Source organism: Xanthomonas vasicola (assembly GCF_000772705.2).
Classification (GTDB): domain Bacteria; phylum Pseudomonadota; class Gammaproteobacteria; order Xanthomonadales; family Xanthomonadaceae; genus Xanthomonas; species Xanthomonas vasicola.
This window is the reverse complement of sequence record NZ_JSBW02000021.1, coordinates 24099-39229: the sequence shown is the minus strand read 5'-3', so window position 1 is coordinate 39229 and position 15131 is coordinate 24099. Positions and strand designations below refer to the sequence as shown.

Here is a 15131-nt window from a genome sequence, read left to right as displayed (position 1 = left end):
GCCCCGGCATGGCCGGGGCTCGCAATCAATTCAGACGAATCACTTCGCCAGGCTCAGCGACGTTCGCAGACGCGCTCGACCTGACGATTGCCGTTGGCTTGCTGACGATTGCCCTGGATGGTGCGACCGGCTGCGCCGCCCGCCACTGCGCCTGCCACGGTCGCCAGCTTCTTGCCATTGCCGCCGCCGACCTGGTGACCTAGCAAGCCACCAATCGCGGCACCAGCCAGCGTGCCGCCGATGCGGTTGGGGTCAGTCGAGTTCTTCTGCACTTCGACATTGCGGCAGCGGACGCGGGTGCCATCGTTGAACCTGCGGCCTTCGTCTGCTTCCGTATAGCGCTGCTGATGCGAATAGCTTTGAGCCTGGGCGAAGGTGCTCGTTGCCATCAGGCCAATCAGGGAAATACCCAGCAGGGAGGTGCGCATTTTCATCGTTGTTCTCCACGTTTCTCGCCCGCTCGGCGAGTCATGGGCGCACTCTGGCCGCTGGGTCGAGAACAGAACGTGAAGCGCGCACCTGGCTATTCAGGCTTTGGAGCGGAGCGTGAATACCCCATCACGGCTGCGTGGCGGGCTCTTTTGGCGGCACCTTCGCCGGTGCTGGGGGTGGGTCCTGCGCTTCAACCGGCAATGGCGCAACCGGCGGTTGTGCAACTGTCGCGGGAGCCGCTGCAGCGGGCGCAGGCGATGTTGGCGTTGGAGTGTTCGCTGTAGGCGTTGCCGGCACTGCAGCTGCTGGCGCCGGTGTGGCCGCATGTGGGGGCACAGGCGCTGCACTCACGGCAGCCGGCACCGCTTCAGTGACCTTGGGCAGATACGAGTTCAAACGTTCGAAAAAGCGCTTGTAGAAGGCCGCATCCTGCACCGTGGTGCTGGACACGCGCACCAGCGAATCGCCGCTGCTACCGACCGGCAACGACAACGAGCCCAGCACGCCAACGCCCACGCTGGCCGAGGTAGAGCTCTTCTTCAACGCGTAACGGTCCTGCAGCGCGCTCACGAACACCTGCGCCTTGCCGCCGTCCTGCGTGGCGCAAGAAATGCGCAAGTTGAGCTGCTCGCTCTGGTCGGCTTCCTCGAGCTGGAAGTTCTTGCTGCCTTCCACCGCGGCGGCATCCGCGCGTGTCACGGCGTAACCCTGACTCAACAGCACGCGCCGCGCCGCCTCGCAGGCCTGCGGCGAACTGGCCGCGACGCTGCGCGAATAGGTGTCATCGGAATTGAACGACTCGCGCATCAGCATCGTGTCGCCCTTGCTGCCACCGCAGCCAGCCAGGGTTGCCAGCGCGGCAAGCAGTGCGCCGCGCGCGATCAGTGAAGAACAAGACATTGGGAGATTCCGGCATCCAAAACCGGCACAGAGCATAGCGGCAACCCATGTGCGCGCGGCGTCGCGTTGCAGGGTCAGGGCAACGGCGGTTCATCCGCTGGCAATTGCAGGTCCACCTGCAGGCGGCGACCATCGGCGCCGATGCGCTCGGCGCGCAGGTAGTGGTGCGCACGCACCGCCGCCAGCGCCACCGGGGCACGGCACGGCTCGCCCCATAGGCTCAGCGCGAAGCCCTGCTGCTGCAGCCAGTGGGTGAGGTGGTCCCACAGCGCTTGTTCGGCGTGCAGCATCAGGTCCAGATCGGCCGGGCCCGCCGGCATCAGCGTCGGCGACGCCAGCCAGCGCGCGTAGCTGCCATGTACCAGCACCGGCAGGCCCTGCGCGTGCAGCGCCTGCAGCAGCTGCGCGGCCTGCTGTAGATCCAGCCGGGCACGGCTGTGCTGGAAGATCAGCGCATATTCGTGGCTGCGGTTGCTCGCGGCGCTTGCGTGCGCCAACGCTGCTGCCGGACGCTGGTAGCACAGCACCCGCTCCTCGCGCAGCGTGAACAAGCTGGCCAGGATCCGGCCCACGTCCCACGCCTGCGGAATCACACGGCCGCCGACCACCACGTTCTGCACCATCGCCACGCCCATTCCACCGGACCGCAGTTGCTTGCGCAGCGCATGGAACACTGCACGCATGCCGGTCAGATAGCTGGCGTAATCGCCACTGGCATAGAGCTGGCCGGTTAACGCTTCGCCCTGCCAGTGGCAGCCGAAATACGGCACGTTGGTCAGGCACAGGTCGATTGGCGCAGCTGGCGTCTTATTGACCAGTGTGCCGACTACCACCGGCGCTTCCACCGCGTGCCGCTGCAGGCGCGTGTGCGCCAACTGCGCGCGTGCTGGGTCGATCTCCATGCCATGCGCGTTGCGGCCTTCCAGCGCAGCTGCCAGCAAGGTGCTGCCGAAGCCGCAAAACGGGTCGAACACCTGTTCGCCCGGCTGACTGAAATGGCGCACGAACGGGCGCATCTGGTTGACCCAGCCACAGTCGTGCCCGTTCAACGGGTCGGCCGCGCGCAGATCATCGGGCAGCGCCCAGGCGGCATCGTCCGGCGTCGGCGTCCACCAACTGCGTTGATCGAACTCATCCATTGTCGGGTTCCCACAACACATCAGCATCCGGGTCCCAGCCCGCACACAGACGGCCATTGGCGAAAAACACCAGCTTGTATAGATCGCCAGTGGCGTGGCGTGCATGCATCGCGGCGTAGTCGGCGCTTTCGAAAACCACCTGCAGGCCCGTCTCGTCGCGCACCCGCACATTCCAGAAGTAATAGCCTTCGGTCAGGCCGTCGGGTTGCCAGCGCGACCACCAGGGCTGCTGCACGCACTTGGCCAGCAAGGTGTCCACGCCGACGCGGTGCTCGCTGATGTAGCGCAGCGTGCCGTTACTGCGGTACGCATCGTCCAGCCGCGACAATTCACGAAAGATCACCTGGCTGGCGCCACAGCTGCGCGCCCATGCGATGTACTGCGCAACGGCGTCGGCGTTGCCCACGCCACCGCGCTGCACGATGCAGACCAAGCGCAGCGGCAAACGCGCTGCCAGCCGCTGCGCTGTTTGCACGAAGGTCGCCGCATCGGCGATCGACTCGTCAGCGCGGAAACGCATGATCGCGTCGTTGCGCTCCTGCAACGGATGGTGACGCGACAGCTCGACCCACGACAGCCCGAAGGCGACCAGCGCATCGATCAACCGCGCACCGTGCGTGCGCGCCAACCCGGCGCCATTGCTGTACAGCACGCGTTGCTCGACACGCGGACCGTTCGGTGTGGTTGCCAGGGTGTGCAGCAAGGTCTGTAACCACGTCGCATCGTCGGTCATTTCCAGACCGGACAAGGAATACGACAGCGGCACACCCCGCAGCAGCTGCAACGCAGCGCTCAACTGCTGGAAATACGCAGGCCCAGGTCGCAACGTCGCTGCCGCACGACCACCGCCATGCTGCCGCAGATTTTCCGAACAGAACCCGCAGCGCGCCGAACACGGCCGCACCGAGGCATACGGGGTAAAGGTGATCGGCAACGCCGCCCGATAGGTGCGCGCACCGATGCGCACTGGATGCCAGCGGTTGGCCTCGTCCTGCAGCGGCACGCGCCGCTGCAGGCTGGGCACTGCGGCGCGCAGACGCGCCAACAGCGGTGAAACAGGCAACAAAGAGATGTTGTCGATGGAAGCATGCATGGTGAACCCTGCGCGCCGCGTCAGCGACGTGCGGCGTTGGCACGCGCGCGCACCTGCTCCAGCGTCCACTCCTGTTGCGACACGCCGTTTTCCCACACCGTCACCAGCGCATCTTCGCTGTCGGCATGCGTGCCCACCTCATCGAGCAAGGCGCTGCGGTAGCTGCCATCGCTGCGGTTGCGCAGCAAGGTCAGGCGACCACGCTTGCTCTGCTTGTCTTGATCGGTGATGGGGTCTTTGTAGACATCGATCCACTGCCCGTCCACGCGTACCGCCGAACACTTCAACGCAAACTTCTGCGTGTCGCGGTCCACCTTCTGCAGCAACGCACCGCCCATGCCGAAGGCGACGTTATCGGCGGCATAGCCGGCGGCGGTGATGCGTTCCAGAATCGCGCGCAGCGAGGTTGGGTTGATGCCATCGCCCTGGATTACCCGCACATGGTTGAGCACCTTATAGCCCTTGCCATTGACCTGGTGACCGAAAGCCTCGTCCAGCAGCACCAAGCATTGTTCGACCACATCGACCGGGTCGCCGGAGTCCGGGCGGATCACCACCGTTGCACCGGAGGCGATCACGTCCTCGCGCAAGGTGGTGCCCCAATGCTCGGCAATGGCACGGTAGATGTCGTAGCTGTCCGACACCACCGCCACGATCGAACCCGGGCGCGCGAACTGCGTCAGCATGTTGCGATACGCATCCACCTCGCGCTCGCGGCCCCAGCTGGTGATAGTGCTGTGCTCGGCAGCGGGAATCGAATACCCGGCTACTGGCGTGTGGTAATGCGCACGCGCCAGCAGCAACGCCGACAACGTATCGGTACCAAGAAAATTCACCAGATGCGCGGCACCGCCCAAGGCGGCCGAGCCAAGACTGGACACGCCGCGCGCGCCAAAATCGTGCAGTTTGAAAGGCAACTGCCCTTCCGGATCGTCGCTGGTGCGCTCCAGGTAGTCGCGCACGATCTGCTTCACCTGCCAGCTCACCGTGGCCACGGTCACCGGGTACCACACACGCAATAACAGGGTTTCAAGATACGACGGCACCCAGAACGCCTTGGCGTCGGTGGATTCGATCGTCATCAGCACGTTATGCGTTGGCACTACCGCGCCTTCGGGCACGGCGCGGATGCGGATCGGCAGCTGCCCGCCAAGCCGGTCGACGATATCGCGCCAGCCAGCTTCGTTGAACGGCTCGCCGTGCGCGGCCAGCAACTCCTTCGCATCGTCGATGTCGGCGTGCGTCACCGGCCGGTTGATCGCTTCTTTCAGGAGCGATTGCAGGCCGAAAAAGACGGTCTGCTCGTACAGGCCACCGCGGGATTCGACGTAGAAAAACGAGGCATCGGTGCCGGGCGGATATTGCAGCCAGTGGCTGGCCTTGTAGCTATCGGTATTGAGCAGCAGGTTATCGAGATAATGCATGACGGAAGCTCCTTCACGTCGAATGAACCAGCGGTCTGTCCGCCGGCGGGAGGTCACGGTTCAAGCGATCACACTGCGTGCGCCTACGTTGCGTCGCGGCAACACGCAGTCGTTTGCGCTCTCAGCCACGACCCAGGAAGAATTCAAGAATATGCAGGTGGTCTTCGTACAGGCGCGGGCCCATCGCCATCACTTCGGCTATCGGGATCCAGCGCGCTTTATCGGCGTCGTCGCCACCGCGTACCGCAGGCAATTCGCCGGCGGCAAATTCGAAATGAAACGCATGGGTAATCGTGCGTCCGCGGTGGCTACGCTCGGGGTGATCGAACACCTGCTTGCCACGCAACGATCCCTTGAGCACCGGCACCGGCAGCTTGAGCCGGGTTTCCTCGCGCAGCTCGCGCAGGCAGCAATCCAGCAGGCCTTCGTCCTGGCCCACAAAACCGCCCGGCAACGCCCACAAACCTTTGCCCGGCTCGGCGCGACGCCGCACCAGCAACACGTGGCCCGAATGCACCACGACTGCATCGGTAGTGACAAACGTCGGCGGATACGGCGCGTCCTTCCACGCGGCGCGGTATTGCTCGATGAACCGGTACTCGGCCACCAGCTGCGCGTAGCTGGGCGAATTACGCCGGAATGCTTCCAGCATGTCGTACACCGGCGCCGGCACATTGCCGCGCAGCATCAACAGCCCACCGTGGAACCCGATATCGCCGGCTTCGAACAGGTAGCGACGCAATTCGGTGGCCGACAGCGTGGCGGTGTGTTGCACATCCTCCAGCGGCCACTGCGGAAACTCACGCAGGTAATAGCTGCTGGCATCCTTGTCCATGCCGATCAGGCCGATGTTCGCATCCAGCGTGCCGCCATCGGCTTGCACTGCCTCGGCAACCTGACGCTGCACGTCGGCAATCCACAGGGTTTCGTTGTAGAGATGGTCGCGTAGCGGGCGCACGATCAGCCGCGCAGTTTCGTCTGGCAGCGCAGACTCGATCATCACCGCACGTTCGGCGACGGTCCACGGATTACGAATGGTGCGAGGCGTGTCGGCCGAGCCGATCAGGATGATGAGCTTTTTCGCCTTGTCCAGCGCGTGGCGGGCGACGGCGGCGTGGCCGTTATGAAAGGGCTCGAAGCGCCCGATAAACACGAGATAGTCGTACGGTGTTGCCATGAGAATCCCTCACGGTTGAGTGGTCAGCTGGCGGTCTGTCCGCCGGCCTGGTGCAAATGCTACGCCGATGCACGGCGGCGTCAAGCGCCTGCGCAATGCACTGACACAGCGGTCATGCGTACTGGCTAGACTTGCCGCTTGTCTTCTGGAGATCCTCTACATGCCACGCTCATCGCTACGCGTTGCGTCACGTTATTTTTTCGCCGCCATCCTCGCGCTATGCATCACGTTGCCGGCCTTTGCCGCGTCCGCGCCATCACCGTTGCGGGTGATGTCGTTCAACGTGCGCGTACCAGTGGACCGCGATGGCGACAAACGCTGGGCGGTGCGGCGGACGTCGATGGTTGCGTTGATTAAACAGACCCATCCCGATGTGTTCGGCACCCAGGAACTGGTGCAGGAGCAGGCGCAGTATCTGGCCTCGCACCTGCCTGCCTATCGCTGGTTCGGCAAGGGACGGCGCGCCGATGGTAGCGAAGAACATATGGGTGTGTTTTACGACAGCAACGCACTGAGCGTGATTGAATCCGGCGACTTCTGGTTATCCGAAACCCCCGAGGTACCCGGCAGCAGCAGTTGGAACACCGACCTGCCACGCATGGTTACCTGGGCATTGTTCGAACGCCGCAGCGACAAGCGCCGTTTCTATCTGCTCAACACCCACCTGCCGCATCGCGATCAGGATGAAGCAGCACGCGAGCAGGGCGCCCGCGTGATTCTCTCGCGCATCGCAACGCTGCCTGGCGATATTCCGGTGGTCGTCACCGGCGACTTCAATAGCGATCCCGATCAAGGCACCTATCGCACGCTGACTGCCGTTCTGGGCGATGCGCGCGCGCATGTAGCAAAGCCGCAGGGCCCGGAAAAAACCTTCCAGGATTTCACCACCCAGCCAACACGCCGCATCGATTGGATTTTATTCCGCGGGCTGACACCCACCCGTTTTTCCACGCTGGACATGCGCCCAGGCGGGATCTTGCCTTCCGATCATTACCCGGTCTTGGCCGAATTTGAGTGGCCGCAGTGAGCCACCGACGCATGCAGTTGTTTGCGGCGCAGATGCTTGGCGGCAGATGCCGCCATTGCGCTGCTGGCGCCTGATGCGGCGCCAATGTGGCGGCGATAGCAGCCTGTAGTGCGCGCAGGTCGAGCATGAGCTAACGCTCTACCAGCGCGGATTGTATTTGCAATGACGCTACGATCACTACCCACCGCATCTCACTCTCACAAATACATGCCGCCAACAAAAATGCCACCGCAGTGCGATGGCATTTTTGTTCCAAACGCTTTTAGATCTCAAGAACTGCGGCAATCAGTCCGCCCAACGCCCCGGCGCGGTCGACTTCGGCAGCACCTGTGCCGACAACGGCTTGTCCTGCGACAGCAAGCCCAGCGCGTCGGCCAGGATTGCAGCCGACTCATGCAGCAACGGATCCGGACGCTTTTCGGCAGCCTTTTCGCGTGCGGTGTCTTTGACGATGTCGCGCTCGTTACCGGTCAAGCCGTCATCGCTGTCTTCGGCAAGCGGATCCAGCGGCAGCCCAAGTTGCTTGCGAATCTGCTGGCGATCCTTGCGCTGCTGATCCTGCTTCTGACGCTCGGCAACGCGCTCGGCTTCGTTCAACGAAATGTACTTCTTGGCCTTTTCATCGCGGAACTGCTTGACGTCTTCTTCCCACCACTGGAATTCCTTGTCGGTGGCGATACGCGCAGTGTGCAGGGTCTGCAGCTTCGGCAGCAGCGGCGCAAAGTTGCCGTACTGCGTATGCGGCGCAGCGGCAATGCGCGTCCACGGCAATGCATTGTCGTAAGTGCTCTCGCCGAATTCGGTGGCATCCACGCTGGCCGGGAAGGCGATGTCCGGCACCACACCCTTGTGCTGGGTGCTGGAGCCGCTGACGCGGAAGAACTGCGCGATGGTCAGCTTGACCTGCCCATAGCGCTGACCTTCGGCAGCCGGCCAGCGATCCAGGTCGACGATGTTCTGCACGGTGCCCTTACCGAAGCTGGTTTCGCCGATCACCAGACCACGCCCGTAATCCTGGATCGCACCAGCAAAGATCTCCGATGCCGACGCCGAGCCGCGATTGATCAACACGCCCAGCGGGCCGTCCCAGGCAACCTTCGGGTCGCTGTCGCCATTGACGGTGACGCGGCCGCCGGATTCGCGCACCTGCACCACCGGGCCCTGCTCGATGAACAGGCCGGTGAGTTCGATTGCCTCATCGAGCGAACCGCCGCCGTTGTTGCGCAAGTCCAGCACCACGCCGTCGACCTTGTCGGACTTGAAGCCGGCCAGTAGCTTGGCGACGTCGCGGGTCGCCGATGCATAGTCGGTCGCATTGCGACGACGGCCTTCGAAATCCTGGTAGAAGCCGGGCAGCTTGATGATGCCGATGCGGCGCTGCGGCTCGGCACCCGTAGCCGGCAAGGTAATGGTTTCGCCCTTGGCAGCCTGTTCGGCCAGACGCACCTTCTGACGTGTCAGAGTCACGGTATGGTGCTTGCCATCGATGCCCGATTCGGCCGGGATGTACTCCAGGCGCACCTGAGTGTCCTTGCTGCCGCGGATCTTGGCCACGACGTCGTCGATGCGCCAGCCGATTACATCTTCGATCGTGCCAGTCTTGGCCTGACCCACGCCGACGATGCGATCGCCGGGCTTGAGCGTGCCATCCACGGCTGCCGGACCACCGGGGATCACCTCGCGGATCACCACCATGTCGTCCTGCTTCTGCAGCTGCGCGCCGATGCCTTCCAGCGACAGCGACATCTGCTGGTTGAACGTCTCGGCAGTGCGCGGGGTGAAGTAGTCGGTGTGCGGGTCGACGGCATTCGTATAGGCGTTGACGAAGAACTGGAACACGTCTTCGCCCTTGAGCTGCTTGACCGAGTCGGCCAGCGCCACGTAGCGCTTGTCCAGCGTTTTGCGGATGTCTTCGGGCTTCTTGCCGGCCAGCTTCAGGCGCAGCCAATCGTTCATTACCGACTTGCGCCACAGCACGTCCAGCTGCTTGTCGTCTGCAGCCCACGGCACGTCCTTGCGGTCGTACTCGAACTTGTCGTTACCGCTGAAATCGAAGTCCTGCTTGAGCAAGTCGCGCGCGTATTTGACGCGTTGATCGACACGCTTCTTGTAGACCGAAAACACCTGGAAGGCCGGCTCCAGATTGCCACCGCGCAACGCGTCGCCAACGCCGGCTTGCAACGGCGCGAAGCTATCGATATCGGCCTGGGTAAAGAACTGCTTGCCGCCGTCCAGCGTTTCCAGATAGCGCTTGAACACGTCCTTGGACATCGCCTCGTCCAACACGCGCGGCCGGTAGGCATAGCGGCTGTCGGAGAGCAGGCCATAGACGAGTTTGGTGGCCGTCGCCTGGTCGGGCGTGGCAGCGGCAGGCAGCGCGGTATCGGCGCGCGCGAGCAATGCCATCGGAGTGGTCAACACCAGCGCCAGCAGGCCGGCCTTCATGGACGCAGAAACGTTGTAGGTCATCGAATGGCTCTCGGCATGGGGCCGATGAAAGGAAGGCGGTGAATGGATCAGACAGCATGACAGTGCCGAAAGTTGCTGGCGTTGTCATCCGCTGGCTGAATCAGCCTAGCGCCGGGCCTGTAGCGGATTGTGAACGAGACCGTACCCTGCCGCTGCGCCCCGCATGGGACAGAGACGACTTGGCCCCGCGCAGTGCACGGGGCCGAAAGGGGTGTTCGACCAGAATCGCGATGTGATTGAGGCCGATACCGCGACCGGTGGTGCCGATCGCCGTGCCGGCGGCGGCCTTTTTCGTGTCGCCGAAAAGTCACGACTGATCCACGACGCGTCTACCGACATCACGCGGGACCTGCTGCTCCGGCATGCTAACGAACAGAGCCCGCAAAGCGGAGCTGGTTCGAACACCGATCACACAGTTGCCGTGGCGGCCATGCCACGGCGTGCAGCTGACTCAGGCAGCGACACCAGCGCCAGCGGCCTGCCGGTCGGCGTGGTACGACGAACGCACCATCGGGCCGGAAGCGACGTGACTGAAGCCCAGCGCGTTGCCGTAGTCTTCCAGCGCCTGGTATTCCTCCGGCGTCCAGTAACGCATCACCGGGTGATGGTGCGGCGTCGGCTGCAGATACTGGCCGATGGTAATCATGTCCACATCGTGCGCGCGCAGATCGCGCAATGTGGCGTGCACCTGCTCCATCGTTTCGCCCAGGCCGAGCATGATGCCGGACTTGGTGGCGATCGACGGATGCTGTGCCTTGAAGCGCTGCAACAGCGTCAGCGACCACTGGTAATCCGCGCCGGGGCGCACGTTCGGGTACAGATCCGGCACGGTTTCGATGTTGTGGTTGAACACGTCCGGTGGGCTCAGCGCCAGGATTTCCAGCGCGCGATCCATGCGGCCCTTGCCACGGAAATCCGGGGTCAGGATTTCGATGCGGGTATTGGGCGAACTGGCCCGGATCGCCGAAATGCAGTCGACGAAATGCTGTGCACCGCCGTCGCGTAGATCATCGCGGTCCACGCTGGTCACCACCACGTACTTCAGGCCCATGTCGGCCACGGTAGTGGCCAGGCTGGCCGGCTCGCTCGCGTCAGGCGGCTTTGGCCGGCCATGCGCCACGTCGCAGAACGAGCAGCGCCGCGTGCACACCTCACCCAAAATCATGAAGGTCGCGGTGCCGTGGCTGAAGCACTCGTGGATGTTCGGGCAACTCGCCTCTTCGCACACCGTGACCAGTCGGTTTTCACGCAGCTTGGCCTTGAGGTTCTGCACCGCATTGCCGGACGGAATCCGCACCCGGATCCACGACGGTTTACGCAGCACAGGCGCATCGACGAACTGCACCGGCGAGCGATTGATCTTGTCGCCACCGATCTGCTTGACGCCGGTCTGCAGCGGCGCAGGCGCGGCGGTGTCGCCGGAGACGACCTGCAAGGGAATGGAACGGGCGATAGGCTGGGTCATGACAATACGGGGCGCTCAAGCCGGAAGCGAAAGGTCGGGCAATGCGGAAGTGGGCTGCAGCACGAGGCCGAACTGGCGCGCCAGCTGATCGAGCAGCACCGCCTTGACGGCATCCATCCCGGAGGGGCCGCCCAAGTCTAGCACCGAGGTCACCTGCAGGCCCTGATAGCCACAGGGGTTGATGCGGTGGAACGGCTCCAGGTCCATGTCCACGTTGAACGACAACCCGTGGAAGGTGCAGCCACGCCGCACGCGGATGCCAAGCGCGGCGATCTTGGCCCCACCGACATAGACACCAGGGGCGCCGTCGCGACGCTCGGCCACGATGTTCCACTCGTCCAGCGTGTCGATCAGCGCCTGCTCGATCTTGCACACGTAGTCGCGCACACCGATCTTGAGCCGGCGCAGATCCAGCAGCGGGTAAACGACCAATTGGCCGGGACCGTGATAGGTGACTTGCCCACCGCGATCGACCTGCAGCACCGAAATATCGCCCGGCGCCAGCACATGCTCGGGTTTGCCTGCCTGGCCCAGCGTAAACACCGGCGCATGCTCCACGACCCACACCTCATCGGCGCTGTGCTCATCGCGCGCATCGGTGAAACGCTGCATTGCACGCCACACCGGGGCGTAGTCCTGCAGGCCAAGGTCACGCAACTGCGCAACCAGGCCAACAGAGGAACTGCTCACGGGCTCGGCCGCTACAGCGTCCACTTCACTTCCGGATGGTCACGCAGCGCCTGGTGCGCGGCGTCGAACTGCTCGCGGCTCTCGGCGCGGAAGCCGATCTTGACCGAGACATATTTGCCGCTGGACGAATGCTTCCAGCTAACGCTTTCCTGCAGCAGCTCCACGCCGGTGGCGGCAAGCAGGCGCGGAAGTTCGGTTTCCAGCCCGCGCCCGGCCGCGCCCATGGCGCTGAGCTCGAAGGTGCCGGGAAACTGAAAGCCGTGATCGGGGTTGTCGGTGCTGATGTCCATCCGCCCATTATCGGGCCGGCGATGGGCAAACCCAAGCCTCTGCAACCGATCAGTCCGCCTAGCTCGTCCGCACTGCCACCATGTAAGTCAGCAACTTCCCACACCGTGATAAAGCCGTGGATCGAACACAGCTATACGTGGTGGAGATGCAATAACGAGCCGAAGCAGAAGAGCTGCAGTTGCGGCCACGCACTTCACATTGCGCAGCAGAAGACGCAGGCACCTTTCTGAATCCCAGCTCTCCTCCCCAGGCCTTCCATGCTTCGACCGCGCGCGTTGTCAGCTGCCTTGCTGCTCTCTCTTTCCGGGCTGTCGCTGCCGGTCCTGGCGGCGGATCAGTGCGATTCCAGCCGGCTTGGGCGCACGCCGCCTGCGGTGAATTTCCGGGTCGATAACGATTTGTTCGGTGGCGAAGATCAAGACCAAGGCTATTCCAACGGCGCGGTGCTGACGCTGGTGTCGCCCAATCTGGTCGATTACACCGACGACCCCTGCCTGCCGCGCACTGCGCGGTGGGTCAACAGCTACCTGGAGCGACTGCATCCGGGCGAGTTCGACCAGCAGAACATGGTGTTTTCGATCGGCCAAGGGATCTTCACCCCAACCGACTCCACCCGCCGCGATGTCATACCGGACGACCGCCCGTATGCGGGCATCCTGCTGGCCAGCTTCGGCTACAACGCGCGCAACGATGCGCACCTGCGCACCACGCAGCTACAGATCGGCGTCGTCGGCCCTTGGGCATTTGCGAAGGAGGCGCAGGATGCGATCCACGACGCACTTGGGGACGAGAAATTCCAGGGCTGGGACAACCAGCTGCACAACGAGCCGCTGATTAACCTGGTGCACGAGCGCATGCGCCGCTGGCCAGCAGATGCGAGCGGCAATGCCGATGGCTTCGGCTGGGATTTCATTTCGCATTGGGGTGGCGCGGTCGGCAATATGGCCACGCATCTGAATGCCGGTGGCGAAGCCCGCTTCGGCTGGAAGCTGCCGGACGACTTCGGCAGCACCCCGACCCGACCCGCGGGCGAAAATACTGCTCCCAGCCGGCTCGGACGCGCCAGCGGTTGGTCGGGCCACCTGTTCGTGACCACCGACGCACGCTGGGTGATCCGCGACATCACGCTAGACGGAAATACCTTCCGCAATAGCCATAGCGTGGACAAGCGCCCGTTCGTGGGCGATGTGGGCTACGGGCTGGCAGTGATGTACGGCCGCTGGAAATTCGCCCTCGCCCGCTACCACCGCACCCGCGAATTCGACACCCAGCGCGAGACGCCGGTGTATGGGAGTTTCACGATTAGTCGGATGCTTTGAAGGCTGGGAATCGAGAATCGGGAATGGGGAATCGCAAAAGCCAAGGCGGTGCCCTGGCTTCTAACCATTCCCGATTCTCAATTCTCGATTCCAAACAAAAAGCCGGCTTTCGCCGGCTTTTTGTTTGGATCACTCCGATTCCCACCACATCCAGAACGCATCCCAGAGGCGCTTGAAGAATCTGCCCTCTTCGACCGCGTTGATGGCGACCAGCGGGGCCTGTGCGATGACCTTGCCGTCCAGGCTGACCTTCACGGTGCCGACCTGCTGGCCCTGCTTGATCGGTGCCTGCAGATTCTTGGGCACTTCCATGCTGGGCTTGAGGTCGTTGTAACGGCCGCGCTGCAGGCTGACCAACAGCGGCTGTGCCACGCCAAGCTGCACTTCGTCCTGCTGGCCCTTCCACACCTTCTGCTTGGTGACGACCTTACCGGGTGCATACAAGCTGTGGGTTTCGAAGAAGCGGAAGCCCCAGTTGAGCAGGGCCAGGCTATCGGTGGCGCGTTGTTCTTCGGAGCTGTCGCCCATGACCACGGCGATCAAGCGCTGGTCGCCGCGCTTGGCCGAGCTCAGCAGGCAGTAGCCAGCCTCCGAGGTGTGGCCGGTCTTGATGCCGTCCACGGCCGGGTCGCGCCACAGCAGCCGGTTACGGTTGCTCTGCTTGATGCTGCCGACCTGGAATTCCTTGATCTTGTTGTAGGCATAGGTCTCCGGGTAATCGCGCACCATCGCGCGGCCCAGCATGGCCAGATCGTACGCGGTGGAGTGATGCCCTTCGGCGCTCAGGCCGTGCGCGTTGACGAAGTACGAATCCTTCATGCCGATCTTGGCGGCGTAGCTGTTCATCAGCGAGGCAAAGGCTTCTTCGCTGCCGGCGACATGCTCGGCCAATGCGATGGCGGCGTCGTTGCCGGACTGGATTGCCATGCCCTTTTCCATGTCTTCCAGACGCGCCGTCTGGTTGACCGGGAAACCGCTGTAGCTGCCATCGGTACCGGCGCCACCCTCGCGCCAGGCGCGCTCGCTCATCATGACCTGGTCGTCGCGCTTGACCTTGCCGTTCTTGATCTCGGCGGCGACCACGTAGGAGGTCATTACCTTGGTGATACTGGCAGGGGCCAGTTGCTGGTGGATGTTCTCACCGGCCAACACCTGCCCGGTGGCGTAGTCCATCAGGATCCAGGACTTGGACACGGCCGGGGCGGGCGCCGGTGGCACCGGCAAGGCGGCCGGGGCGGCAGCCACGGCGGGAGTCGGCTGCGGCGCAGGTGTCTGGGCGCAGACCAGGCCGAAGGCGAACGTGGCCACGGCAGCGGCGGCGAAGCGGAATTTCATTGAAGAACGACTCCTGACGGGCCCGAAAGCTGGGCAATGCGAAATTGTAAGGCGCCACGGCGATCAGGGCGACGCGTCGCAGGGTGCACGCGCTTATGCAGTTCAGCGATGGCGGCACGCTGGTCGCGCCCGAGGCGAGCTGTCGGAGGCGCCACCTGCAGCGTGGACGTCGCTTACAGCGCGTTGGAACAGGCACTTTGGTGCTCAGTGATTAGTTGGCCGCAAACGGCGCAACGAGTACCGAAGTGCACGAGAGGGGTATCGATTCCGGCCTTGACCGCATCTGCGTTGCAGATGCGCTTTGTCTGCCAACCAATCGGGTTGCCCCAGCCGTGCCATTACAGCCGATGCAGCCTGCGCGCGCGCGACG

General features: G+C 63.6%; 13 protein-coding genes. 2 read left to right on the top strand and 11 right to left on the bottom strand.

Features of this window, described 5'->3' with window-relative positions; all coding sequences use genetic code 11:
• Window positions 1-53: 53 nt before the first annotated feature.
• The 6 genes from NX05_RS04200 to NX05_RS04175 form a co-directional block, all read right to left on the bottom strand.
• Window positions 54-434 (bottom strand): glycine zipper 2TM domain-containing protein, encoded by a 381-nt coding sequence (locus NX05_RS04200; protein WP_010376256.1) that lies wholly within the window; start codon window positions 432-434, stop codon window positions 54-56.
• Window positions 435-558: 124 nt separating this feature from the next.
• The gene (locus NX05_RS04195) at window positions 559-1332 is read right to left on the bottom strand and encodes a DUF2242 domain-containing protein (protein ID WP_039431757.1); all 774 of its coding nucleotides are present in this window, start codon (window positions 1330-1332) and stop codon (window positions 559-561) included.
• A 74-nt stretch (window positions 1333-1406) separates the two neighbouring features.
• Entirely contained in the window at window positions 1407-2471 is a 1065-nt protein-coding gene (locus NX05_RS04190) for a DNA methyltransferase (protein WP_039431759.1), read from the bottom strand.
• Window positions 2464-3564 (bottom strand): hypothetical protein, encoded by a 1101-nt coding sequence (locus tag NX05_RS04185; RefSeq protein ID WP_039431761.1) that lies wholly within the window; start codon window positions 3562-3564, stop codon window positions 2464-2466. The genes NX05_RS04190 and NX05_RS04185 overlap by 8 nt, the downstream gene beginning before the upstream one ends.
• 20 nt (window positions 3565-3584) lie before the next feature.
• The gene (locus NX05_RS04180; protein ID WP_039431763.1) at window positions 3585-4988 is read right to left on the bottom strand and encodes a nicotinate phosphoribosyltransferase; all 1404 of its coding nucleotides are present in this window, start codon (window positions 4986-4988) and stop codon (window positions 3585-3587) included.
• Window positions 4989-5109: 121 nt separating this feature from the next.
• Window positions 5110-6165 (bottom strand): bifunctional nicotinamide-nucleotide adenylyltransferase/Nudix hydroxylase, encoded by a 1056-nt coding sequence (locus NX05_RS04175; protein ID WP_039431764.1) that lies wholly within the window; start codon window positions 6163-6165, stop codon window positions 5110-5112.
• Between the two features lie 160 nt (window positions 6166-6325).
• Here NX05_RS04175 and NX05_RS04170 point away from each other — a divergent pair, with 160 nt between their 5' ends.
• Window positions 6326-7192, top strand: coding sequence for an endonuclease/exonuclease/phosphatase family protein (locus tag NX05_RS04170; RefSeq protein WP_039431767.1), 867 nt, complete (start codon window positions 6326-6328; stop codon window positions 7190-7192).
• 285 nt (window positions 7193-7477) lie between these two features.
• Here the strand turns inward: NX05_RS04170 and NX05_RS04165 are convergent, their stop codons facing one another.
• From NX05_RS04165 to NX05_RS04150, 4 genes are all read right to left on the bottom strand, one after another.
• Window positions 7478-9637, bottom strand: a complete 2160-nt coding sequence (locus NX05_RS04165; RefSeq protein WP_172645709.1) for a carboxy terminal-processing peptidase — start codon at window positions 9635-9637, stop codon at window positions 7478-7480.
• Between the two features lie 475 nt (window positions 9638-10112).
• Window positions 10113-11126: a lipoyl synthase gene (lipA, locus tag NX05_RS04160; protein WP_010368229.1), complete on the bottom strand. Its 1014-nt coding sequence runs from the start codon at window positions 11124-11126 to the stop codon at window positions 10113-10115.
• A 15-nt stretch (window positions 11127-11141) separates the two neighbouring features.
• Window positions 11142-11840 (bottom strand): lipoyl(octanoyl) transferase LipB, encoded by a 699-nt coding sequence (gene lipB, locus NX05_RS04155; protein WP_039431770.1) that lies wholly within the window; start codon window positions 11838-11840, stop codon window positions 11142-11144.
• Window positions 11828-12106: a YbeD family protein gene (locus NX05_RS04150; RefSeq protein WP_010368232.1), complete on the bottom strand. Its 279-nt coding sequence runs from the start codon at window positions 12104-12106 to the stop codon at window positions 11828-11830. The genes lipB and NX05_RS04150 overlap by 13 nt, the downstream gene beginning before the upstream one ends.
• Window positions 12107-12364: 258 nt before the next feature.
• Between NX05_RS04150 and NX05_RS04145 the strand changes: the two genes are divergently transcribed.
• A complete protein-coding gene (locus NX05_RS04145) occupies window positions 12365-13426 on the top strand; it encodes a lipid A deacylase LpxR family protein (RefSeq protein WP_039431773.1) in 1062 nt (353 codons plus the stop codon).
• 129 nt (window positions 13427-13555) lie between these two features.
• On the opposite strand, the gene NX05_RS04140 is transcribed toward NX05_RS04145, so the two are convergent.
• A complete protein-coding gene (locus NX05_RS04140) occupies window positions 13556-14761 on the bottom strand; it encodes a D-alanyl-D-alanine carboxypeptidase family protein (protein ID WP_039431775.1) in 1206 nt (401 codons plus the stop codon).
• Window positions 14762-15131 lie beyond the last annotated feature (370 nt).

Coding starts and splice junctions, on each gene's coding strand:
- NX05_RS04200 (WP_010376256.1), bottom strand. CDS start 434: ATGAAAATGCGCACCTCCCTGCTGGGTATTTCCCTGATTGGCCTGATG.
- NX05_RS04195 (WP_039431757.1), bottom strand. CDS start 1,332: ATGTCTTGTTCTTCACTGATCGCGCGCGGCGCACTGCTTGCCGCGCTG.
- NX05_RS04190 (WP_039431759.1), bottom strand. CDS start 2,471: ATGGATGAGTTCGATCAACGCAGTTGGTGGACGCCGACGCCGGACGAT.
- NX05_RS04185 (WP_039431761.1), bottom strand. CDS start 3,564: ATGCATGCTTCCATCGACAACATCTCTTTGTTGCCTGTTTCACCGCTG.
- NX05_RS04180 (WP_039431763.1), bottom strand. CDS start 4,988: ATGCATTATCTCGATAACCTGCTGCTCAATACCGATAGCTACAAGGCC.
- NX05_RS04175 (WP_039431764.1), bottom strand. CDS start 6,165: ATGGCAACACCGTACGACTATCTCGTGTTTATCGGGCGCTTCGAGCCC.
- NX05_RS04170 (WP_039431767.1), top strand. CDS start 6,326: ATGCCACGCTCATCGCTACGCGTTGCGTCACGTTATTTTTTCGCCGCC.
- NX05_RS04165 (WP_172645709.1), bottom strand. CDS start 9,637: ATGAAGGCCGGCCTGCTGGCGCTGGTGTTGACCACTCCGATGGCATTG.
- lipA (WP_010368229.1), bottom strand. CDS start 11,126: ATGACCCAGCCTATCGCCCGTTCCATTCCCTTGCAGGTCGTCTCCGGC.
- NX05_RS04150 (WP_010368232.1), bottom strand. CDS start 12,106: ATGGACATCAGCACCGACAACCCCGATCACGGCTTTCAGTTTCCCGGC.
- NX05_RS04145 (WP_039431773.1), top strand. CDS start 12,365: ATGCTTCGACCGCGCGCGTTGTCAGCTGCCTTGCTGCTCTCTCTTTCC.
- NX05_RS04140 (WP_039431775.1), bottom strand. CDS start 14,761: ATGAAATTCCGCTTCGCCGCCGCTGCCGTGGCCACGTTCGCCTTCGGC.